Genomic DNA, 23,434 nt, shown 5'->3' on the forward strand with positions numbered 1-23,434 from the left:
AAAATTTTATGTGATTATTAAGCTTATATTATGTCGCATTATAAAAGTACATTATTTATATTATTATCGCTTTGTTTATTGGCTTTTACACAAAATCAAGGCTATGCTCAATTGCAGTTAGAAAGATTCAATTTAAGGCTTGGAATAGAATCTGAAAGTATTTCTAATACAGATATTGCTATTGCGTCAGAAATTGCCGCAAAGATGCATGTAAGTTTGTTTCTTAAGCATGTACCTGCTGACCAAAAATTAAATGCCTTATCTGATGGTGTTGTTGACATTATTTCTAGCTCAGAAATTCCTCCTGATATTAAGGAATATGCTTACTTATCATCTATTCCACATCGTTATGAAAATTATTCGTTGTTTGTATTAGGCGAGAAAAATTTAGAATTTAGTGATAGCTCTGAATTTGCTGATCTTATTAGGTTTCATGGGTTTCGTCTTGGAGTAATGAAGAATTATGTTTATAAAGATAATGAAATTAGCAAATTGATTCAAAGTCCAGACAATCAGGATATAATATTTGAATACGAAACTAATGATGAAGCATTAAGAGCTCTATTAAATAATGAAATTGATGGATGGATTACAATAACCTCTTCAGGAGTAGCTTCGGTAGTTCAGTGTTATCATGCTATAAATAGAATAAAGCACATTGTTATTACGAATAAAGTACCTGTATATTTTATGTTTAATAAAAAAACTTTGCCTATCGGATTAATAACAGATCTGAAGAGAGAAATAGAGAAATTTGAAGCTAAAACTGTTAAAAGCCGAATTTACTTGTTTTTATTAATTGAATCTATTCATTCAAGTTGGTTTTATGGGTTAAGTATTATTGCAGGAATATTATTTACCTTACCAAGTATTATTTTAGCCTTAACAAACAATTCTTCTTTGTTTAGCATAATAATGCTAGCATTGTTACCTGCAAGTTTCAGTAATATTGCATTAGACATAATAATGCATAAGCAGTCACAAGGAGTTTTTTCTAATCCAATATATATATATTGCAATCTCATTATTGTGTTAATAGGATTTTTTTTAGTAAGATTATTAGGATTGCAGAGTAGTAAAATAAAGTGTGATCAAAACTTTTTAAGTTATTTATTTGTCATATGTGATGCTTTGGTGCAGTCTATATTTATGATAGTGGGAATTATTGTATCACTAATGATTCCAATGTATCCAATAATGTTATGGGGACCTGTGTTTGTATTATTATTTTCTAGTATAGGATGTATTGTTAGGAGTGTATTGTGTAGATATAACGCAATACAAGATGTTTATAGTGAAATTAATTTTATGGTTATTGTAATATGGACTGTTATTTTTCTCAATTGCCTTGACTATCAATATAATGAGTTAAATCTAGAAAAAATGCAATATGATATTGTAATAGCAATTTTAGGTGTCTTTATTACTAGCACAGCTATACATTATTTACTATGGAAAAAAAGATTACTGAACAACAAATTTTGTAATTGGGCTAGTTTTAGATAATCAAGAACTCGATATGAGTAGAATGATGTAAAGTCGGTAGAACATAGATTAATATCGAACTCTGGATCATATACTTGCTAAAGTATAAAAGCTAAAAATTAGCTTTCATACTTATAGTGCTTACTTTAACAATATACTTTTCAGCAAAATAAATGTTATACGATCCTCCTAATTCTATTTTGTTAGTTAATAGTAGAGTAATTGCAGCACCTAACTGACAGATCGGCTTAGTATCTATACTAATAGGTTTAGCATTATCCACATCACTATAATTAATAGAATTAGCATGCTTTAGCATGATATTATTACTACTATTAGTGTATAAATTAGTATGAATCAATGCTTGAAATTCAGGTCTTACTGAAATGTTTTTACTAATATTATTAATAGTATATTTTGTTGAAAATCCTACGCTGCCAACTAATGTATTGTGATTCATACTGCCTATAGTAATATCATCAAACAACTCATAACTTGAGTTATAAATCCTATTATATCTGATACCAACTATTGGTGACAAAATTAATTGTGAATTAGTATGATGTAAATCACATCCTAACATAAAATCGCCATAGTAACTTTCGCCACTAATTTTGCTAGAAGACTGAGTAGTGTACTTATTTTTTCCATCATAGTTGATAAAGCCTGTTATTCCTTGTATAAATATATTCCGTTGTAAGTAATATCTTCCATTTAAAGATAATGAGTATATTGTACAGTCTGTAGCCGTTAATACACTTTGATCATAGTTAATAGCAGAATTTGCATATAGTCCTGTAATACCAATAATAATCTTTTCAGTTAAATATTTATTTGATGTAACAAATATACCATTGCTCTTTAAGTTATATTTATTGTTTTCTGTAGACTCATTTGGATTGATAGCAGTAGAAAAAATTTTTCCTTGAATACTCCAACTAGTATTATTATTGATATTTGAGCCAGAACTTATAATATTTCGATGATTTTGACACATTTTAGATATGCTTGATGTTATAGCACTTACCGTAGTAGCAGTAACAGCAGTAATAGCACTAGTTATTGCTATATCATTGGTTTGTGCAGCTTTTAACAGTGCTTTCTCTTGTTCTTTAAAATATGCTTTTACTTTTATTTCCGATTCTATAGTTTTATTTTGTTCAGAATTATCGAATTGTTGGTTATTATTATTTAGTGGTTGAACAGCAGAATTATTTAGAGTACTAGGTAGCAGTAATGAAGGTTGATTTGCTGAGCAATCTAGAACATCTTCTATTTCCGATTCTATAGTTTTATTTTGCTCAGAATTATCGAATTGTTGGTTATTATTATTTAGTGGTTGAACAGCAGAATTATTTAGAGTACTAGGTGGCAGTAATGAAGGTTGATTTGCTGAGCAATCTAGAACATCTTCAGCATCATAACATATATCTTCTATTTCATCGTTGGATTGATCTGAACATATCAATGTCTGGTGAGTAGGAGTAGTGATAGGAGTTATATTATGCTTTGGTATCGCTGTGACAGGCTTCTTGACATTATTATCAGTCGGTTGTTTAGTGTTAGTATTTGATTTTGCTGCAAATATAGGTCCTAATGTTTGCTCGATTTTCTTTGCCTTTTCCTTAATAGTTAAAGTTTTCTGACTAGAATTTAAATCTTTACTGCTAATATTATCTTTAGAATTGGTAGTAGCGATGGAAGTTGTATTAGGGCTTGGTATCACTGCAACAGGCTTTTTAACGTTATTATTAGTCGGTTGTTTAGTGTTAGTATTTGATTTTGCTGCAAATATAGGTCCTAATGTTTGCTCGATTTTCTTTGCCTTTTCCTTAATAGTTAAAGTTTTCTGACTAGAATTTAAATCTTTACTGCTAATATTATCCTTAGAATTGGTAGTAGCGATGGAAGTTGTATTAGGAGTTGGTATCACTACAACAGGATTTTTAACGTTATTACTAGTCGGTTGTTTAGTGTTAGTATTTGATTTTGCTGCAAATATAGGTCCTAATGTTTGCTCGATTCTCTTTGCCCTTTCCTTAAAAGTTAAAGCTTCATTACTAGAATTTAAATCTTTACTGCTGATATTATTGTTAGAATGCGTAGTAGCGATAGAAGTTGTATTAGTGTTTGGTATCATTATAACATGCTGCTTGACATTATTACCAGTCGGTTGTTTAGTGTTAGTATTTGATTTTGCTGCAAATATAGGTCCTAATGTTTGCTCGATTCTCTTTGCCCTTTCCTTAAAAGTTAAAGCTTCATTACTAGAATTTAAATCTTTACTGCTGATATTATTGTTAGAATGCGTAGTAGCGATAGAAGTTGTATTAGTGTTTGGTATCATTATAACATGCTGCTTGACATTATTACCAGTCGGTTGTTTAGTATTAGTATTTGATTTTGCTGCAAATATAGGTCCTAATGTTTGCTCGATTTTCTTTGCCCTTTCCTTAAAAGCTAAAGTTTTCTGACTAGAATTTAAATCTTTACTGCTGATATTATCGTTATAATGCGTAGTAGCGATAGGAGTTGTATTAGGGTTTGGTATTGCTGCGACAGGCTTCTTGACGTTATTATCGGTCGGTTGTTTAGTGTTAGTATTTGATTTTGCTGCAAATATAGGTCCTAATGTTTGCTCGATTTTCTTTGCCCTTTCCTTAAAAGTTAAAGGTTTCTGACTAGATTTTAAATCTTTACTGCTGATATTATCGTCATCCCAGTCATCAGTTGCATCGTTGTTTTGGTTTGGTGCTGTGTTATTTTCTTTATCAGGTATTCTAGGCACTTTAGTGATTAAAGTTTCAAGTGCAAAAATTTTTGATACATATTTATTATTACTGTTTTGATGTTTTTTGAAGTCTGCAAATTGTTGTTGGGATTTTATATCTGCCTCCATATCATCCTCATCATCAGATTCATTAGGTGACTGTTGATGCATTCGTAGTCGCTCACTTAATTGTGCTTTAAAATTTGCAGTACTGCTTTTAGTATTTGGCTCATTTGCCATACTTTGAATCGTATAGGTAAAGAATAATGTAGAAATAATTACTATGGCTATTTTTTTGTTATTTTTCATAATATGCTGCTATTTATTCATTAAATGTAAAAGTAATGTAAATAAGTATTAATATAATTTAATTTACAAGTCAAATATTTTACAACATATTAAACGAACAATAATTAGTGTAACTTTCAAGTTTAATATAAAAAATCAGTAAGAGAATAGACTTCTTTTAAAACTAGGATGGAGTAAAGGTTAAGAAAAAGATAACTAGAGTTCGATATAAGAAAATAGAAGAAAGATAGATGAAATAAGGATTAGAGTAGCAGTTCAACAGGAATATAATAGAAGTAATAGTAAAAAGTAAATTGTAAAAAAGATATGATGGAGTATAAAGATCTCAAGAATAAAAAAGGAGAACTAAATATGATTCCTATATTAAATATTTTTTCTTGATGGATAACTTTTGTAAGTATTTTGAAGAATGAATAAAAAAATATATACTGCCAAACACTATGCAGAAGCGCAAAAGATACCAGAGTAGGATAAGGAAGTAGAATAGAAAGAAGAGGAGATAAGATTGAAATTAAGTTTGAAGATATAGCCAAACTACTATAAAACAATTATAATAATAAGATGTAATAAAAAAGTAATTAGTATGACATATTCTATAGATTTTCTGAAAACAGTGCTGACGATTTAATGCTTTTTGTATACTACGGCTTACTTACTACTAGTCTCGTTCAGCTATTTTATATTGATATGCACACTATATTGACTTATATCTTCTTTTAGTTTATCAATAGAGATTTTTCTTGGAGCTCTGTTTCTGTTTTTTAATTCAATATTAATGAAATACGAAACTTCAATTGTAGTTTTTAAACATTCCTTGGCTATGTTTATTATGCTTTGCAAAAAGTTACTACATTAGTACATTAAGCTATATATTTGAGTTGCGTTAAAGATTAAATTCATCTATACTATATTAACTGGCGTAGGCATCAACCTTACAAACCCAGTCAGGTTTGAAAAAAAGCAGCTGTAGTAAGTCCTTGGTGGGTTACGCTAGTAGTTTTATCTTAACGATGAGTGTATTTTTACATTCTTTTTTCTCTTAAAGTTTAATTAGATTAATGCTAGAAAGGCAAAGTGGCTATGTAGTTTGGGCTAGAAAATATAGACCTAAAACTATGTGTGAGTTGATAGGGCAGGAAGTATTAACTAAAGTTTTAACTTATAGTATGATTACTGGCTGCTTATCGCAGGCTTATTTGTTGAGTGGTATTCGCGGCGTTGGAAAAACAACTGCAGCTAGAATCATTGCTACAACAATTAATTGTTTGCAGCCATTAGTAACTTCAAAAACAATATTTGCTTGTACTAAGTGTAATAGCTGTATAGCTATGGAAAATAATAGCCATCCTGATATTAATGAAATTGATGCAGCTAGTAGAACTGGAGTAGAGGATGTAAGAACAATAATTGATGATAGTGAATATAAGCCATTAATTTCTAAATATAAGATATTTATTATTGATGAAGTTCATATGCTCTCTAAGAGCGCATTTAATGCATTGTTAAAGCTTCTTGAAGAACCTCCAAGTCACACTATTTTTATTTTTGCAACAACCGAGATTAACAAAATTCCTTTGACAGTGATTTCTAGATGTCAAAAATTTGACTTAAGACGATTGGATGTGAATAATATTGTTCAAATTTTGAGTAACATTATAGCTAAGGAAAATGTTAGTGCTACTAAAGAAATATTAGAATTTATTGCTGTTAAAGCAGATGGATCTGCAAGGGATGCAGTATCATTACTTGAACAAGCTAGAGCATTATCACAAAATATTGCAGATACTGCAAGTTCTGAGGCAGTAGTGATTAGTTTAAATACTGTCGAACAGATGTGTGGGGTATTAGATTTAGGAAAATCAACAGATCTTCTATCAGCAATTGCTGAGAAAAATGCAGAAAAAGGCATTAATATTGTTACAGATTTATATATAAGTGGAACTGATTTTGTAGTATGCAGTCAAAATATACTAGATCTGATTGGGTATTTAATTAAAGTGAAAACGATAGATGGCTATACTGAATCTATTTATGCGAGCCATAACAATAGATTAAATTCTCTTAGTATGAAATTATCTTTATCGCGATTGACTGTGCTATGGCAAATATTTAGTAAATCTATACAAGAGTTAAAGATTAGTCATAACCCAAGGCTTTGTTTTGAGGTTGTTGTTATAAAAGCTATTTACAGTTTTTCATTACCTACTCCTATAGATGCATTGAGGCAATTGAAGAGTGAATTAACTGATGCTAAAACTAATGTTGATAATGCCGCTAATTCGCCTGCTATAGCTGAATCTTTACCTGCTAGCATGGATAAATATGAGCTACAATCTTATGAATGCTATTCTGATATAAATAATAAAAAAATGTTGACTAAATCTAATAATAGTAATAATTATTTGACGGTTTTAGTAGATTTTTTAAAATATCTTAACCAAATTGGAGAGGTTGATCTTTATTATTATCTAATGAACATAGTTTCGGTTATTGATATTACTGGATGTAGTGTTTTCTTAGGCAGCAAAGGTAGTAATGCAAAGATGAACAGTCAATTAACAATGCATTTATGTCAATGGAAGCCTAATAATTGGAATGTCTTAACTGTAGAAAATGATACAAAATTGCCATTAAAAGCAGAGCTCATTCAAATGTTTAAAGTTTCTAAAGCATGGGATTTAATTACAACTAATTTTAAAGATGTTGAGGTTGTTGATATTATAATGAATAAAAAATAGTTAGGCACTCTATGAGAAAATTAAGACAGTTATTAAGACAAGTTGAAAATGCTCAAAAGCAGGTTTCGCAGAAAGAATATAGCGGTAGCGCTATGATTGAGCACAAGAAAGTAGTTACTGTAATTTTAGATGGGCAGGCAAATGTTAAATCCATTGCTATTGATCTTGCTTTAACTAGTAACACTACAAGTGAACTATTAGAAAAATTAGTAATAACAGCTTTTAATGATGCTTTTCACCAGATTAATACAGAAGCATCTAAGATGATGTCAAATATGTTAGGTAAGTTAACTAGTAAACTATCTAAGATGAAGTATCCTCAGCTTGATAAAATAGACGATAAGGTAGGAAATGCTGAATTTGATGGTAGTGCTGGAGGAAATTTAGTCAACATTATATTGAATGGTAACGGCAATATTAAATCTATAACAATTGATTCTTCTGTGATTAATGATCAAGCGATGTTAGAAGATTTGCTTGTAGTATCTTATTCTAATGCTAAGCGTAAATTTGATTCTGAAACTTCTAATGCAATGTCAGATTTGTTAGGTGGAGGCAAATCAGTATTTTGATTTAACTAATGAGATTAGGCTTATATAGTAGTTCATTTCACTCTGCTATAATTTGAGTACTTTTGAATTATTAAATCAAAATGCTTATTTTGATAAATTATGCTTAGAAAATTCATTAACCATGCTATTTTAAATTACAGTTTATGTAGCGCTAGATTAAGCTTATTATATGCAAATTTAACATAAAGCTATAGTTGGTTGTGATTGTTGGTTAAGAGCAATAATAAATTTTTAGATAGTAAGCAGTTGTGGGGGTAGTTTAATAACAATGACAATAGCAGAGTTTAAAAAAGTATCAAAAGCTTATAGCAGTCATTATCAAGCAATTAAGGATATAAACTTTAAGATTAAAGCTAATGAAATTACTACTTTAGTTGGTCCTAATGGTGCTGGCAAAACAACAGTTGCAAAGCTGTTACTAGGCCTTGAACAACCAACTTCAGGTAATATTGTTAAACAAAATGGGATATCTTTATCATATGTTCCACAAAAAATTCACTTGAATGATAACTTACCAATTAACGTGTCTGAATTTTTATCATATGTAGCTTCTAATCACCAGAATACACTTACTCAAGTAATGGACTTTATTAATTTTGAGTTCATAAAAAATAAACAGCTTGCTGACTTATCTGGAGGCCAAATGCAAAGGGTTGCAATAGCAGCTAGCTTACTCAAAGAATCTGATTTGATAGTTCTAGATGAACCTACTCAAGGGCTTGATGTTATAGCTCAACAACAACTGTATGATCTATTGAAAAAATGTAAGCAGATTAGAAAAACAGCTATATTTATAATTTCGCATGATTTACATACTGTTATGTTAAATACTGATCAAGTTTTATGTATTAATCAACATATATGCTGTAGTAGCTATTTATTTAAATATTCAAAAGAGAATAGAGCATACGTTGCTAATTTAAGGGAGTTAGATTCTCAAATAGGAATATATACTCATAATCATGACCACACTCATAATTAATTTAGTTATTGCAACAGTATTAATAAGTATACTGCTTGCATCACTTGGGTGCATAATATTGTGGCAGCGTTACACAAGTTTTAGCGATGGATTAGTACATTCTTGCGTATTAGCTGGAAGCATGGTAGCTATATTTAATTTACCAACACTAATTTCTGCATTTTTAGTAGCACTAATATATTCTGGAGCAATTTTTTTTTTTAGTAACAATAATTACAATAAATCAACAGTAGTTTTTATTGTTTCAAATGGTATGCTGGCTTTATCAGCTATTTTATCAACTATTGTTCCAGGCGCACCAACTGTTTCTAGCCTTTTGTTTGGTGGAGAATTATGGCTAATAAATTCAACTGACATAATAATTTTATTTATTTTAGTATTAATAATAGGAGCGCTAATATATACAAATTTTAAGGCAATTATATTAATATCTTTAAATAAAGAACTTGCTGTAGTGATTTTAGAAAGGCATCCTAGAGTTATTGAAATGATGTTTTTGGTTATTTTATCAACTACGATCATTGTTACTATAAAAATATTTGGCGGCTTGTTTCTAACTGCATGGCTTGTAATTCCAGCAGCAACTGCAAGAATGATCAGCAATTCTGCAGCTAAGATGATAATTTACTCTAATCTGCTATCTGTAATGTTTAATCTTACTGGAATCGGTGTATCTGTATATCTTGATACTCCTACTACAGCAACAATGGTATTTACTAATTTCTTAGCTTTTGTTGTTATATTTATTATATTTAAAACTTCAGATTAGGATAATGGATGATAAGAAAAAGAAGAAAAGATAAGATAGAGATTAAGTTTGGAGATAGAATAAGAAGCAAGAGAAGCAATTATATGAACAAAGAAATTAAGAGGAGAACGGTGTCTAGTATGCTCTAAATGCATATGTTTTTTTTAGTACATTAAAGACAGATTTAATTAAGGAACGTTTATTTAATAAAAGCTTATCATCTATGTCTAATAAGTATGTTTTCATATCTTTATGAAGATTGTACAATGTAAGGTTATATATATGATTGTTTGACTAAGGAAAGATCAAATCTGTTGTTCTATCAACATAAGCCTACTGGTATATGCAAAGAAGTGATTTGATGTATAAAGTATAAAGCTATCAGGACAATGTACTCGGCTCAAAAGTGGATCAGAATCGTGAGAGGAAGATTAGACTACTAGTTTCATGTGGTAAGAGGTTAGGCTAGAATTGTTAGGTTAACATACAGTGAACTACTAATAAATGTCGTTATTAATAAAAAGCAAAAGATACTGAAAGGCTTTGCTCAAAAGAGAAGTGATCTGCTTATTTGAGCTAGTCCATGGCAATACGTAGACTTTAAGATCATCGGCAGATAGGTAGAACCTAACACATTTATATCATATAGATAGAACACAATAAGCCTGTATCTTTTCCAATATGGAAGGTGAGCTGTAAGGTAAACTGATCAAGATGCAGGTAGATGAGAACAGAAAAAGCGAATGCTATGTTGTAATGACATAGATAGGAGTTGAAACATCATTCCGCATGAAAGTGAGCAGACTTCTGTTATGGTCTCTTATTATGAGAGAATTTGATGAAACTTTGAAGGGAGAAAAGCAAATGATGGTTGTAAATTTTACAGCCAGTACGTCTATTGATAACAAAATACATTTGCAAAGTATAAACTGGAAGAAATGTAATAAAGTTATTAGAAGTCATCAAACGCATATCGTAAAGGCAATACAGGAAAGCAGATGGAACAGAGTGAAAGCTTTGCAACGGTTGCTTACACATTCTTTTAGCGGTAAGACAATTGCAGTTAGAAGAGTGACAGAAAACTGAGGAAAAAGAACTGCTAATATAGATTGGGAAACTTGGTCTACACCAGATCTTATTCATAATCCAAGGTCAAAGTGTAACACCGGTTCAACAGAAATTGAACTTAAAGAGGCTTGCGCTGCATGATGGGAAACAATCATGTACAGTTCAATGTTTAAGATGATTTAACTAACTAGAAAAAATAAGTCAAAGCAAGAGTTATTGTGAGCTTTATACGCCTTATAAAATCTGCTATTTAGTTTATTCTCGTTTAAGTTGATATATAAATTTAACTGTAGATGTATTAATATTACTTGTCAATATGATAATAATATCTTGATGTTAATTGCACAAATATAACACAAATATATGTATGATATTTAGCTAATTGGAATGCTAATTTTTAATCAAGCAACTTGAATTTGTAGTTGATAAGCTTAGAGTAACCTTCAGTTGATAACGTCGCTTAAAAATATTTTTTATTTTTACAAAAGTATTTGCTATTAAATAAAAATCATACTACACACTATAAGTTTAAGCTAATTTTAAAAATTAATAAGTTATTATTTAATTACTTTAAATATCGAAATAGACGTAAAAGATTCGGTCTTAGTTTTAATTTGATCTCTGGCATTTATAATTTTGAACTACGTTAACTAGTTTCGAAACAGGTCTAATAGTAAACACATATCAAGTTCAACAATACATCGAGCGTGTGATGAGATTCAGAAAAAAGGCTGAAATACCGAATGAACAATACATGATCTTAGAATAAGATTTGCCACTTGAATTGTAAATAATGAAGAAGAACTTAATGTAATAGCTAAAATATTATTGCATAGTATTCAACAACTGAAATTTATGCTATAACTAGGTTAGATAAGGCAAAAGTAGCTACAAATAAAGTTGTAGAAAACATGCTGATGATATGTGGTTCCAATTTTTATCTAAACGGAGATACTATCTGGAATCTTACCATCATTAGATTGCAGTGAAGAAATATTGACAACAACTTAGCTAGGTAGTTACTCTACATTAGATTTTGCTAAATTTTTGAAAATCACAGAGTAGAATAAGATTTTTTATGCTAGAATTGAGGCTGAAGGTTATTATGCAAAAAAATTATGTTAGTCGTTATCGAGGCGTTGAAGTATATAGGTTTGAGCATTGACGAATAGGAAGTAGTGTTAGCTGAAGTAGCTACAGGAACAGCAATTATTAAAGTTCATAAGAGTAATATTTGGCTGGTCTGAAGAAAAAGAATATTCAGAGATTAACCAGTATGAAATATTGTCTGAACAAATTCTAAGTTAAGATTTTTCGTTACTTGAAGAGATTGATTGTGTAAATGTAAATGATGATCAAATTATTTATCAGTCTAGAAGCAAGAAAGAGGCCTGAGGAGTGGAAATTATCTGTCATGTATTTGCTTTTAGACAATGAAATGCGTTGTGATGAATATATAAAATCAAATTTCCTGATCCATTTTGGTCTGTAAATTCTACCAAATCAAGCGATTGAAAGTACTGCTGCCATAACTAAAAGAGAGGCACTAGAAAGAAATATTAATGCAGAAATGGGTAAATTTCCTGATATACAGCAAGAAGTTGCTGATTTAGCAGATGTAGTAGCTACTTTACAGAGCGGTGATTATTATGTTGGATAAAACAAAAAAAGCTAAGCAATATGCATCAGCATTTTGTTCGATGTTAAGACGCAGTAAATGGTATTTTGTTCTATGCAAATATGATTATGTAGCTATTTTATTAGCTGCGCTACCAATGCAGTAAGTTGAGTAAGGTAGAAGAGGTGTATTAGGTCAAAAAAAAATATCAGGAGTCGGAGTAGCACTTTCTAGCTTAGGTAGAAGCATAAAAACTGTTTCTGTAGAGAATAAAGTATTATTAAGCCTTTTTAGAAACTGGTTAACGTAGTTCAAAATTATAAATGCCAGAGATCAAATTAAATCTAAGACCGAATCTTTTACGTTTATTTCGATATTTGTCAGCAATAATTTTGAACCGTTTTAGCATACCAACAACGTTTTCATTGACAACTCTTTCTCCTGCTAACCTACGATTATTCTTTTTATCATTTTTAGTTAAAGGATTTTTCTTGCTTTTTTTCTTTGGTAATTCAGAATTATTGTGAATTTTTTGTATACCTTGATATCCTGTGTTAGTAATCGCTTTAACTTCAGGATGAATAAGAATTTTGGATTTCTTAAATAATCTAAAGTCATGTTTTTTACCGTTAGAAAAATCTGTACATATTACTTGATGCGTTTTCTTGTCTACCACTATTTGAGTTTTTAGTGTATGCATTTTCTTCTTTCCTGAATAATAGAATTTTTGTTTTTTTTAGGTCTTTCTATAGGACTCTCAGTAGCATCAATCAAGACTACTTCATAATTCATATCACTCTTCATTAAAGCTTTACGGCCTGGAAAAGCAAAGTTTGGGTGTTTAACTAGGGTGTCTTCTACCCATTTTACAGCTTTATATGCTGAACTTTCACTAATTCCATAGTTCTGACCTATATGGAAATAAGTACGGTATTCTCTAAGGTATTCTAACACCATCAGCAACTGTTCCTCCAAATTGAGCTTATTTTTACGTCCACCTTTTGATTTCTTAAGACCATCAGCTTTCCTCAAAATATCCACCATCTTTAAAAATGTTACCTTCATTACTCCTGTTAATCAACGAAATTTTTCATCCTTTAACTCTTTAATCTGATCACATTTCATTATTACATCAAATCAGATCTTTATAACACTATTCTACATCATTCTCTAGTTTCGAGAAGAAAGAAGTATATTGAAGAGTATGCCAAAATATATACTATAAACTTGCAGAAAGATGCTGCAAGAATATATAATTATGGGAAACTGTTATTTTTAAAAAAGATAAACGTGGTTAAAAGGAATGATATTCAACAAATATTCAATGATATCAGCAAAGAGGGAAAATATGCAACAGCAAATCTATTGCTGGCAACCTTACGTACTATATTTAATAAGGCAATAAAATGGGGATTAATAGAAAACAATCCTACTCTAGGAATAGAGCAGCGTAAACTGCAAGCAAGAGAGAGATGTCTAAGTTACGATGAAATGGGAAGATTTTTAGAAGTATTATGCAGAGAAACAACTCCGTTGATAAGAGATTTTGCATTACTAGCGTTATATACTGCAGCTAGAAAAAGTAATGTGTTGGAGATGGAATGGGACAATATAGATTTTGAAAGAAAAATATGGCATATACCAAAAACTAAGAACGGAAAGGCGCAAAATATACCATTAACAGATGAGGCAATGGAAATATTGCAAGCAAGGAAATTAACATCTAAAAGTAAATGGGTGCTACAAAGCGATAGTAGCAAAAGCAGACACTTAGAAAGCCATATGAGGCATAGAATAGGATTTGTAAAAAGGCTGGCATAAAAAATTTCAGAATACACGATCTAAGAAGGACGTTAGCAAGTTGTATGGGTGATGCAGGCGCAAGTCAGAGGACAATTGGTATAACATTGAATCATATTAATCCAAACTCAACAATACCTTATACTATAGCTTGTATTGAGTTAGTACGAGAGTATATGTCTAAGGCTACACAAATAATTAGGGAATGTGCTGAAAATTATAATATTTATAATACTATCTGACTAATATAAACGTTGTGGTAAGAATAGTGCGACTTCATGTCGCACATGCATGTATGTAAACTAATTATTACAGGTAAAATCTGTGTTTGAAGATATTTAGCTAATTTAAACATTATAGAGAAATCTCATGCTACAATTGCGGCTGAAGGTGATTATGCAAAATCAAAAATTATGTTGGGCATTATCGAGGCCGTTAAAATATATGGGTTTGAGCATTGATGAATGGGGAGTAGTGCTAGCTGGAGTAGCTCCAGGAATTGTACTAGTAAACAGCAGGCATGCTAAATTAGGCCTAGCATTTATGGCTGGAGGAATTGCTCTATGTTATTGCTTTAAGAAATTTAAGAAGGTATCAGAGAATTTTTTGCTAAAAAGTTTTTTAGTAGCTAAAGGTTTATTGCCAGCTCCATTAGGATATTAGACCTCTTTCGAAACTGGTTAAGGTAGTTCAAAATTATTGCTGACAAATGTCGAAATAGACGTAAAAGATTAGGTCTTAGATTTAATTTGATCTCTTGCATTTATAATTTTGAACTACCTTAACCAGTTTCGAAAGATATCTATTCAAGATTGCTAGGCAAAAAAGTTGGCAAATAATGAATCATCTCTTTAAGCAAAATGCTATACAAGAGGAGGACATTTTCAAAGATGGTGGATATTTTGAGGAAAGCTGATGGTCTTAAGAAATCAAAAGGTGGACGTAAAAATAAGCTCAATTTGGAGGAACAGTTGCTGATGGTGTTAGAATACCTTAGAGAATACCGTACTTATTTCCATATAGGTCAGAACTATGGAATTAGTGAAAGTTCAGCATATAAAGCTGTAAAATGGGTAGAAGACACCCTAGTTAAACACGCAAACTTTGCTCTTCCAGGCCGTAAAGCTTTAATGAAGAGTGATATGAATTATGAAGTAGTCTTGATTGATGCTACTGAGAGTCCTATAGAAAGACCTAAAAAAAACAAAAATTCTATTATTCAGGAAAGAAGAAAAGGCATACACTAAAAACTCAAATAGTGGTAGATAAGAAAACGCGCCAAGTAATATGTACAGATTTTTCTAACGGTAAAAAACATGACTTTAGATTATTTAAGAAATCCAAAATTCTTATCCATCCTAAGGTAAAAGTGATTACTGATACAGGATATCAAGGCATACAAAAAATTCACAATAATTCTGAATTACCAAAGAAAAAAAGCAAGAAAAATCCTTTAACTAAAAATGATAAAAAAAATAATCATAGGTTAGCAGGAGCAAGAGTTGTGAATGAAAACGTTATTGGTATGCTAAAACGCTTCAAAATTATTGCTGACAAAAATATCGAAATAGACGTAAAAGATTCTCTCTTAGATTTAATTTGATCTCTGGCATTTATAATTTTGAACTACCTTAACCAGTTTCGAAAGAGGCCTATTCATAAAGCCAGCCAAAAGAAGACAAGAAATCATACTAGAAACTCAGCAAGAATTTATACCTCTTGCTGAATACCTTAAATTACCAGAGATTGCTATAGAGCTAAATAAATACTGTGAGCTTTATGCTACCTAATAAACTAAAGTTTAATAGGTGGTTAATGTAGTGAATTGCAGAAATTAAAATTCAATAAGAGAATGTTCATGTAAGTTATTTTATTGTATAATTTAAAAAGAATAGAAAATATGAAAAATATATGCATTTATCAAGATTTCTAGATCCAAAGAATGATGTAGCATTTAAAAAGATATTTGGATCAGAAAAAAACAAGGACATACCAATAACGCCAGATTAGGACAATGGAAAGTATGAAATGCATAATATAAAAGGTCTACAAGAGATAGAGATAATGTACAATCATAATTATGATATATCACAAAATATAGTTTTAATTAATAGCCATTTATTGCTCGCATGTCTGCAAATTCAAATTTAGAATAAAAAACAGTTAGAAAGAGATAATATACAACTGTTACAATGAGCAATGTTCAGGTTATTAAATATAGTATTATGAACTAATTCTTGTAGAAATATGAGCAATAAATAAACCGTTATTAATTAAAATTATATTTAAATATATTGCATAATTATAATTGTACATTATCTCTATCTCTTGTAAACCTTTTTCATTATGCTTTTCATATTTTTCCTTATTCTAATCTGGCGTTACAAGAGACAAAAGTAGAAGACAGGCTGTTTCCAGTAACAGAATGCATAAATTTAGGATATAAATAGATATAAATATATTACTTATAGTGGACAAAAATCTTATAATGGAGTAGCAATCTTATTCAGAATTTTATTTGAATCTACGTTTGCGATAAATCTATATAATGATGAAAAAAAGCACATTGCTATTAACATAGGAGACTTAAGCATCCATAATTTTTATGTGCCTGCAGGAGGAGATATTCCGGATGCAAATGTAAATATAAAGTCTAAGCATAAATATGCTATGTTGATTTTATGAATGCTTGGTTTTTGAATAATAAGTCTAAAAAAGATAAGATTATACTGCTTGGAGATCTTAATATTGCGCTATTAGAAAGTGATGTATGGTCAAGTTATCAATTACGCAATGTTGTGTCTCATATGGATTAGTTATCCTTTAGAATCCAAAATTAAATCTTGTATAATCATCAAAGATGCCAGGTGATTGGATATGCCATCTGATCATGTTCCAGTTATGCTAGAAATAGAAACTTAAATGCTATATCAACCTACTGCGGTATAAAACTAAGATACAAGCTCAAGTTTATACTGAACATTGAGAAGGCCATTCTTTAAGGCCTCAATGTCCTTAACATGTACTTTTCCAGTTGTTCGAATTAGATCGTTCTATATGGCAACCCTCTTCTCTCATTTCTTTATTTATCTTGCCTTTTTCATGCATTTGATTTATTCATCTAGCAATATCCATTTTTAATTTCTGTATCTTCTTAAGTTAAATTATCTTTTCCTTTCTTTACATTAGCTCTGATCTCTTATATCCAACTCAGATTATACTGGAACTTTAGTTTTCAAAGCGATCTAATCAAAAATATTTAATACATACTTTCAAGTAAGAATATCCAGTAATAATAGTCAAGATTGCTGCTATCCACAAAGTAATTTGTCCTACTATATCTAACATATGAATTCCAGAGCCCTTAGAACCTAATAGTAAAATAGCTAAAGCAGAAAATTGACATGTAGTTTTTATTTTTGCAAGCCTAGATACTGGAACACTAACTTTAATTTGGCTTAAGAATTCTCTCATGCCAGCTACTAAAAATTCTCGACATAAAATTAATAAGCATGGTAACTCTTGAGCTTTTCTAAATTTTACTATCATTATAAGAATGCTGCCAACTAATAATTTATCAGCAATATGATCAAGCATTCTACCAAAACTGCTATGTAAATTAAGTTTTCTAGCTATATAACCATCAAAAAAATCTGTTATACCAGCAATAACGAATAAGGTAGCTGCCAATTGATGGGAAAAAATAACATCATCAAAATAAAAAGTAATTAGTATAATTGGTATTATACTAATTCTAGTAGCTGTTAGAATATTTGGTATTTTTCTGGTTAACTGCATATTGTTTTTAGCTCTTTAATAATTCTTTAAGACTACGTTATAAAATTATTCTATAAGAAATTAAACATATACATAATTGTATACTATTGCTTACTGCAACTATTTTTTGTTCTATTATATGAGATTTTTATTGTCTAGCATTACAAATTAATTTGTTTAAAGATATAAATACAATTGATTATTTGCGATATATAGAATTAGGATTTTATCTGAAAAAGCGAAAAAGATAAATCATTAGCTTAGATAAAAAGAGAAAATGTTGAGTTATGAAGAAAAATTTAAATAAAAAATTAATAATCCAACATAAAAAATGTATTGTGAAAGTATACTATTGAATAAACAATTTTTGCAAGATATATCAAAAGTTGGAAAGAAAGAGGTTAATACCAAGTAGTAATCAAAGAACCAGAGATAAACTGTTATCCTTATGTATCTTATTAACAAAAAGATGTAAGTTTTTATAAAATTATTAAGCGAGTATGGAAGCACCTTTCTCTCATACTCTTGATATATCTTGCAAAAATTATCTATTAGACCTCTTTCGAAACTGGTTAACGTAGTTCAAAATTATAAATACCAGAGATCAAGTTAAATCTAAGACCGAATCTTTTACGTCTATTTCGATATTTATCAGCAATAATTTTGAACCGTTTGCATACCAACTCTTTCTCCTGCTAACCTAAGATTATTTTTTTATCATTTTTAGTTAAAGGATTTTTCTTGCTTTTTTTCTTTGGTAATTCAGAATTATTGTGCATTTTTTGTATACCTTGATATCTTATATCAGTAATTGCTTTAACCTTAGGATGGATAAGAATTTTGGATTTCTTAAATAATCTAAAGTCATGCTTTTTACCGTTAGAAAAATCTGTATATATTACTTAGTGTGTTTTCTTGTCTACCACTATTTGAGTTTTAGTGGTTGACCAATGGTCTACGTTTATTTACTAATCTTCGTAAAGATATGAAAACATATTTATTGGATATACAAGATAATCGGTTATTAAATAAACGTTCTTTAATTGAGTCTGTTTTTTTTAAATGTACTAAAAAAACATATCCATTTAGAGCATACTAGACACCGCTCTCCTCTTAATTTCTTTGTTCATATAATTGCTTCTCTTGCTAGTTATTCTATCTCTTACAGTTAAATTTTATCAACTCAAATGAGAATAAACTAAATAGCAGCTTTTATAAAGCGTATAAAGCTTACAGTAACTTTTGTACTAACTTATTTCTTCTGGTTAGTTAAATTTTCTTAAACGTAGAATGTATTGCCATGATGGAGGCCTCATACATAAGGTCACCCATTGGCATATATCAGTAAGCTTATGTTCGTAGAACAACGTGGTTAATCAGCTCTTGATGTTAAACAAAGTCATATACATAACTTCACATTGCACTATATTAAACTCTTTGCTTATTTTTGCAAAATAATTTGTCTAGTCATTTGGATTGTCACTGCTAACTGTAGCTTGGCTTTCCTGCTTGACTTGATTATTATTATCTTGATCATTGCCATCAGTAGCGGTGTTATTATTGCCCTGTGCAGATCCCAAAGCATACACTACCAATTCCTCTATGGGTACTTGATATTTTTTTGATAATTCTACTAATTGTGTTATTGAATCCATTACCTCAGCGGGTATTACTCCTCCTCTTTCAGTGGATAACCAATTTGCTTGAAAATGCAAAGGATGCTGATCTGGTTTTGGTTGTCCTATCATTACTGTAAAAGGAGCTATTTGACCTCCAAAATTACAATTAATTACAAGCTTTTTCATTTTAAATTCAGTATATAGGTTATGGCCTTATTAATATTTCAGTAATAGCTTAATTTTTATACTACATTATCTTATTTATTTTCATAATATTAGTAAATACTATACTTTAATATTATTTGTTTTTAATTTGTTATAATAATTTATGGCCACTTTACTTCAGGTGGGAGTGACATTAATATAGCATCAACGTTACCATCAGTCATTAATCCAAATTTAGTACCTCTATCATATAATAAATTAAATTCTACATATCTTCCGCGTTTAACTAGTAGAGCTTCGTATTGACTATTGCTCCATGGCAAAAACATTTTGCTTTTTACAATATCAGGATAAATAGCTAGAAAAGCTTCTCCAATACTCTTAGTAAAATTAAAATCTATATCAAAATTCTTGCTATTTAGATAATCATAAAATACTCCTCCAACTCCTCTAACCTCTTTTCTATGAGGTAAATAAAAATAATTATCGCATTCTGCTTTAAATTTTTCATAATATGATGGGTTATATTTATCGCATGCTAGTTGAAAAGCCTGATGAAATTTTTTAGTCTCAAGCTTATCCGGATATAATGGCGTTAAATCACTTCCACCGCCAAACCAATAGTTGTTAGTTTGTAAATATCTGGTATTGAAATGCACAGCTGGAACTAGAGGAGATTTCATATGTGCTACTACTGAAATACCTGTAGCAAAAAAATCAGAACTATAATTAGCGCAAGGTATGACATCACATAATGCTGTTGGTACATCTCCATAAACTTTTGAAATATTAACTCCAACCTTAGCAAATACATTACCTCGCATTATCGACATTTCTCCACCACCACCACCAGCTCTGTTCCACTGACTCTTGGTAAATTTAGCTACTTTAACTTTTTTGCTACTTGCGTAATGCTGTTCTATTAGTTCAAACGCTTTGATAAGCTCATCTCGTAGTTCTTTAAACCATTGATAACATTTTTCCTGATATTCAATCATAAATCTCAAACTTAACTTAACTTATTGTATTTGAGTTTTTATATACCATAGCTTTTGAATAGTTAAAATGAAAGAGGTTGAAAATTAGTGCTTCAAATAACTGTTAACTAGAGCTTTAGGTTAGTGTAGAGTTATTATTGCTGAAATATTGATTTTATACAATATATTGTTTTTTAACTATCAGCATAAACTTCTCCAAATAGACTTGATGCTGAAGCAGTCAAGATCTTTACATTAACTATTTTACCATATAAATTATTACCTTTCTCGTTCATAATACAAACAGATTGCATATAAGGCGTCTTACCGATTATTTGACCTTCATACTTACCATCACGATCAAATAATACTGGCACTACCTTACCAATTAATTTTTGATTGCATTCTAGCTGCTGCTGCATTAGCTGGGCCTGCAATATACTTAACCTATGCTGTTTTACTTCTTCGGGAATTTGCTGTTTGACAGCTGCAGGAGTACCTGGTCTTTGACTATATTTAAAGGAATAGCATTGTCCAAACTTAGCTTCTTTAGCTAAACTCAAAGTTGCCTCAAAATCCTCATCATCTTCTCCTGGAAAGCCTACAATAATATCACTAGAAATTACTATATCAGGCCTTAACTCTCTTAATTGTTGAATGATTTCCAAATATCGTTCTCTACTATGTCTTCTATTCATTAACTTTAATATTTTATTAGAACCAGATTGAACAGGCAAATGTAAAAAAGGCATTAACTTCTCTTCTGTTGCATGTAAAGATAATAACTGATCAGTCATATCATTTGGATGAGAAGTAATATATCTAATTCTTTTAATTTTATCTATCTTAGCAACATATTTAATTAGGTCAGCTAAACTACACTCTTTACCATTCTCATCTTTCCCATGATACGCACTTACATTTTGTCCTACTAATACAACTTCTTTAGCACCTTGTTGAGCGATATTAAGAACTTCACGATAGACTTGTTCAAGAGGTCTTGAAAACTCAGCTCCTCTAGTATAAGGTACAACACAAAATGTACAAAATTTATCACATCCTTCTTGAACAGATACTAAGCCACTCACAGTAGGTGATTTTAAAACTTCAGGAAGTTTATTAAATTTAGCCGCTTCAACAAAATCTAAATCTATTAAATGATTTTCTGTACCACTATCTAATTTTTCAAGCATAGTTGGTAAATTATAATATGACTGAGGGCCAACTACGATGTTAACTGCTGGCTCTCGAATAAAAATTTCTTCTCCTTCAGCCTGCCCAACACATCCTGCTACTATTATTTTAGCTTTACTTTTACCAGCTTTAAGCTGACTCTGCTGCAATTTTTTAATTCTGCCTAATTCAGAGTACATCTTTTCTGATGCTTTTTCCCTTATATGGCAAGTATTTAATATTATTACACTAGCATCTGCCATATTTGCAACAATATTATAGCCTTGAGTTTCTAGTAGGTCTACCATACGATTCGAGTCATAAACATTCATCTGACAGCCATATGTTTTTATATACAACATTTTATTCATAATCACTTAACTACTAAATTCTCTAGTTTATCTGTATTATTTAATTAAAAAACTATGTTGATGTAAAATACTATACCAAATTTAAAATATACTTGCCTTATATTAAAACACAAGATATTTTCCTTGAAATTATTTTGAAGATAATATTATTATTTTATTTTATATTAAAAAGAGCTGTTATATTATAACTACTTTTTTAATATAGCACAGGGTTTATAATCAATAAAAAAATTTGAAATTATAAATTCTATGTGTTTATATAGCAACCATATAAATTAGAGGATACTCAGCATGGAAATTATTAGTAAAAATCATACTAATTCTTTAGATAAGGCAATATTGCGACAACCAGCTAGTAAAATTGACAAATTATTATCTTGCTTACATTGCGGTTTGTTGAATAACAAGAGTGTGGTATCAGTTATTCACTTAACTGGTATTATTGGTAAGGTTGGTAGTTTTAAGTCTGGGCTTACTTTACATACATTAAATTCTGTAATAGAAAAAGCTTTTTCATTTAAGAAATTAACCGCTGTATGCTTGGTAGTAAATTCTCCTGGTGGTTCTCCTGTACAATCAGAATTAATAGCAAGCAGGATTCTTCAGCTATCAAATCAAAAAAATGTGCCTGTATATAGCTTTGTTGAGGATGTCGCAGCATCAGGAGGATATTGGTTAGCTTGTGCAGGCAAAAAGATTTATGCTTCTAAAAGTTCAATCATTGGCAGCATAGGTGTTATTTATATGGGATTTGGTCTGCATGAAGCAATAGGCAAGCTTGGCATTAAGCGAAGAGTTTATACTTCTGGAAATAATAAATCTATATTAGATCCATTTATGCCAGAAAAAGATAGTGATATAAAAATCATTCAAAACTTGCAGAAAAAGATACATAATCATTTTATCAGTTATATTAAATCAAGGCGAGGAGATAAAATTACTCAAGAAGATAAAGTTATTTATAATGGTGAGTTTTGGTCTGGAGAGCAAGCTTTAGAATATGGATTAATAGATGGCATAAACGATATGTATAGCTTTCTAAATACCAAATATGGTGATTCTATTAAAATAGAGTATGTATCTACTAAGCAAAGTTGGATCAAACGCAAGTTAGGTTTGATAATAGATGTTGGAGCTGATAGTCTTGTTCAAAAAACATTAAAAGCTATTGAATATAATGCATCTACTAATAAGTATGACTTACATTAATTAAGTAGTTAGAAATAATTGAGAATAATAAAAAAAGTTCTTTTTATTATTCT

Annotated in this window: 17 protein-coding genes, 1 other RNA gene and 8 pseudogenes; 18 read left to right on the top strand and 8 right to left on the bottom strand. The window is 30.1% G+C overall.

All coding sequences use genetic code 11. The annotated features are described in order from the left end of the window. The first annotated feature begins 30 nt into the window (after nucleotides 1-30). Nucleotides 31-1,506 (top strand): substrate-binding periplasmic protein, encoded by a 1,476-nt coding sequence (locus tag DK405_RS02780; RefSeq protein ID WP_045912657.1) that lies wholly within the window; start codon nucleotides 31-33, stop codon nucleotides 1,504-1,506. Between the two features lie 91 nt (nucleotides 1,507-1,597). Here the strand turns inward: DK405_RS02780 and DK405_RS02785 are convergent, their stop codons facing one another. Continuing rightward, the gene (locus DK405_RS02785; protein WP_064613280.1) at nucleotides 1,598-4,564 is read right to left on the bottom strand and encodes an autotransporter domain-containing protein; all 2,967 of its coding nucleotides are present in this window, start codon (nucleotides 4,562-4,564) and stop codon (nucleotides 1,598-1,600) included. A 908-nt stretch (nucleotides 4,565-5,472) separates the two neighbouring features. Here DK405_RS02785 and ffs point away from each other — a divergent pair. The 5 genes from ffs to DK405_RS02810 all read left to right on the top strand — a co-directional run bounded on the left by ffs (nucleotide 5,473) and on the right by DK405_RS02810 (nucleotide 9,625). Next, nucleotides 5,473-5,570, top strand: an RNA gene (gene ffs, locus DK405_RS02790) — signal recognition particle sRNA small type. A 52-nt stretch (nucleotides 5,571-5,622) separates the two neighbouring features. Beyond that, on the top strand, nucleotides 5,623-7,302 hold the full coding sequence (dnaX, locus tag DK405_RS02795) for a DNA polymerase III subunit gamma/tau (RefSeq protein ID WP_045912880.1): 1,680 nt from the start codon (nucleotides 5,623-5,625) through the stop codon (nucleotides 7,300-7,302). Nucleotides 7,303-7,313: 11 nt separating this feature from the next. After that, complete coding sequence (locus DK405_RS02800; protein WP_045912879.1) at nucleotides 7,314-7,874, top strand: YbaB/EbfC family nucleoid-associated protein; 561 nt, start codon at nucleotides 7,314-7,316, stop codon at nucleotides 7,872-7,874. A 268-nt stretch (nucleotides 7,875-8,142) separates the two neighbouring features. Beyond that, nucleotides 8,143-8,856, top strand: a complete 714-nt coding sequence (locus DK405_RS02805) for an ATP-binding cassette domain-containing protein (protein WP_045912878.1) — start codon at nucleotides 8,143-8,145, stop codon at nucleotides 8,854-8,856. Next, the gene (locus DK405_RS02810; protein ID WP_045912877.1) at nucleotides 8,837-9,625 is read left to right on the top strand and encodes a metal ABC transporter permease; all 789 of its coding nucleotides are present in this window, start codon (nucleotides 8,837-8,839) and stop codon (nucleotides 9,623-9,625) included. The genes DK405_RS02805 and DK405_RS02810 overlap by 20 nt, the downstream gene beginning before the upstream one ends. Here DK405_RS02810 and DK405_RS02815 read toward each other — a convergent pair. Then, nucleotides 9,622-9,865 (bottom strand): annotated as a pseudogene (locus DK405_RS02815) (transposase); the annotation flags it as partial. The gene DK405_RS02810 and the pseudogene DK405_RS02815 overlap by 4 nt on opposite strands. Before the next feature lie 528 nt (nucleotides 9,866-10,393). Here DK405_RS02815 and DK405_RS02820 point away from each other — a divergent pair. Together DK405_RS02820 and DK405_RS02825 are read left to right on the top strand one after the other, a co-directional pair. Beyond that, on the top strand, nucleotides 10,394-10,690 hold the full coding sequence (locus DK405_RS02820; RefSeq protein WP_045912876.1) for a reverse transcriptase N-terminal domain-containing protein: 297 nt from the start codon (nucleotides 10,394-10,396) through the stop codon (nucleotides 10,688-10,690). A gap of 1,185 nt (nucleotides 10,691-11,875) precedes the next feature. Continuing rightward, nucleotides 11,876-12,591: pseudogene (locus DK405_RS02825) on the top strand (conjugal transfer protein TraC); the annotation flags it as partial. Here DK405_RS02825 and DK405_RS02830 read toward each other — a convergent pair. Continuing rightward, a protein-coding gene (locus DK405_RS02830; protein WP_109510581.1) for an IS5 family transposase occupies nucleotides 12,592-13,355 on the bottom strand; the annotation gives its coding sequence in 2 pieces (ribosomal slippage) (nucleotides 12,592-13,028 and nucleotides 13,028-13,355; 765 coding nt in all). Between the two features lie 225 nt (nucleotides 13,356-13,580). Here DK405_RS02830 and DK405_RS02835 point away from each other — a divergent pair. The 7 genes and pseudogenes from DK405_RS02835 to DK405_RS14945 all read left to right on the top strand — a co-directional run bounded on the left by DK405_RS02835 (nucleotide 13,581) and on the right by DK405_RS14945 (nucleotide 16,906). Next, a complete protein-coding gene (locus DK405_RS02835; protein ID WP_174197565.1) occupies nucleotides 13,581-14,111 on the top strand; it encodes a tyrosine-type recombinase/integrase in 531 nt (176 codons plus the stop codon). Between the two features lie 11 nt (nucleotides 14,112-14,122). Next, nucleotides 14,123-14,332, top strand: a complete 210-nt coding sequence (locus DK405_RS12990) for a site-specific integrase (RefSeq protein WP_231967916.1) — start codon at nucleotides 14,123-14,125, stop codon at nucleotides 14,330-14,332. Between the two features lie 127 nt (nucleotides 14,333-14,459). After that, nucleotides 14,460-14,753: a hypothetical protein gene (locus DK405_RS02840; RefSeq protein WP_045912808.1), complete on the top strand. Its 294-nt coding sequence runs from the start codon at nucleotides 14,460-14,462 to the stop codon at nucleotides 14,751-14,753. A 26-nt stretch (nucleotides 14,754-14,779) separates the two neighbouring features. Next, nucleotides 14,780-14,875: pseudogene (locus DK405_RS02845) on the top strand (IS5/IS1182 family transposase); the annotation flags it as partial. Nucleotides 14,876-14,950: 75 nt separating this feature from the next. Further along, a pseudogene (locus DK405_RS02850) lies at nucleotides 14,951-15,725 on the top strand (IS5 family transposase). Between the two features lie 17 nt (nucleotides 15,726-15,742). Next, nucleotides 15,743-15,880, top strand: a pseudogene (locus tag DK405_RS15345) (HD domain-containing protein); the annotation flags it as partial. An 891-nt stretch (nucleotides 15,881-16,771) separates the two neighbouring features. Then, nucleotides 16,772-16,906, top strand: coding sequence for a hypothetical protein (locus DK405_RS14945; RefSeq protein ID WP_269459336.1), 135 nt, complete (start codon nucleotides 16,772-16,774; stop codon nucleotides 16,904-16,906). Between the two features lie 433 nt (nucleotides 16,907-17,339). Here the strand turns inward: DK405_RS14945 and pgsA are convergent, their stop codons facing one another. Continuing rightward, nucleotides 17,340-17,888: a CDP-diacylglycerol--glycerol-3-phosphate 3-phosphatidyltransferase gene (gene pgsA, locus DK405_RS02870; RefSeq protein WP_012462182.1), complete on the bottom strand. Its 549-nt coding sequence runs from the start codon at nucleotides 17,886-17,888 to the stop codon at nucleotides 17,340-17,342. A gap of 335 nt (nucleotides 17,889-18,223) precedes the next feature. Between pgsA and DK405_RS16065 the strand changes: the two are divergent. Beyond that, nucleotides 18,224-18,341 (top strand): annotated as a pseudogene (locus DK405_RS16065) (IS982 family transposase); the annotation flags it as partial. Between the two features lie 98 nt (nucleotides 18,342-18,439). On the opposite strand, the pseudogene DK405_RS02875 reads toward DK405_RS16065, so the two are convergent. Continuing rightward, nucleotides 18,440-18,811: pseudogene (locus DK405_RS02875) on the bottom strand (transposase family protein); the annotation flags it as partial. Here DK405_RS02875 and DK405_RS15350 point away from each other — a divergent pair. Further along, nucleotides 18,811-19,039: pseudogene (locus DK405_RS15350) on the top strand (transposase); the annotation flags it as partial. The pseudogenes DK405_RS02875 and DK405_RS15350 sit on opposite strands and share 1 nt — an antisense overlap. A gap of 291 nt (nucleotides 19,040-19,330) precedes the next feature. Here DK405_RS15350 and DK405_RS02885 read toward each other — a convergent pair. From DK405_RS02885 to miaB, 3 genes are all read right to left on the bottom strand, one after another. Beyond that, nucleotides 19,331-19,672, bottom strand: a complete 342-nt coding sequence (locus DK405_RS02885) for a DUF2610 domain-containing protein (RefSeq protein WP_064613298.1) — start codon at nucleotides 19,670-19,672, stop codon at nucleotides 19,331-19,333. Nucleotides 19,673-19,812: 140 nt separating this feature from the next. Continuing rightward, nucleotides 19,813-20,649, bottom strand: coding sequence for an oxygen-dependent coproporphyrinogen oxidase (hemF, locus tag DK405_RS02890; RefSeq protein WP_045912697.1), 837 nt, complete (start codon nucleotides 20,647-20,649; stop codon nucleotides 19,813-19,815). A gap of 173 nt (nucleotides 20,650-20,822) precedes the next feature. Beyond that, nucleotides 20,823-22,172, bottom strand: a complete 1,350-nt coding sequence (miaB, locus tag DK405_RS02895; protein ID WP_045912698.1) for a tRNA (N6-isopentenyl adenosine(37)-C2)-methylthiotransferase MiaB — start codon at nucleotides 22,170-22,172, stop codon at nucleotides 20,823-20,825. A 291-nt stretch (nucleotides 22,173-22,463) separates the two neighbouring features. Here miaB and DK405_RS02900 point away from each other — a divergent pair, with 291 nt between their 5' ends. Further along, nucleotides 22,464-23,381, top strand: a complete 918-nt coding sequence (locus tag DK405_RS02900; RefSeq protein ID WP_045912699.1) for a S49 family peptidase — start codon at nucleotides 22,464-22,466, stop codon at nucleotides 23,379-23,381. Nucleotides 23,382-23,434: the final 53 nt, after the last annotated feature.

It is taken from the genome of Orientia tsutsugamushi (genome assembly GCF_900327275.1).
In the GTDB taxonomy this organism is placed as follows: Bacteria; Pseudomonadota; Alphaproteobacteria; order Rickettsiales; family Rickettsiaceae; genus Orientia; species Orientia tsutsugamushi.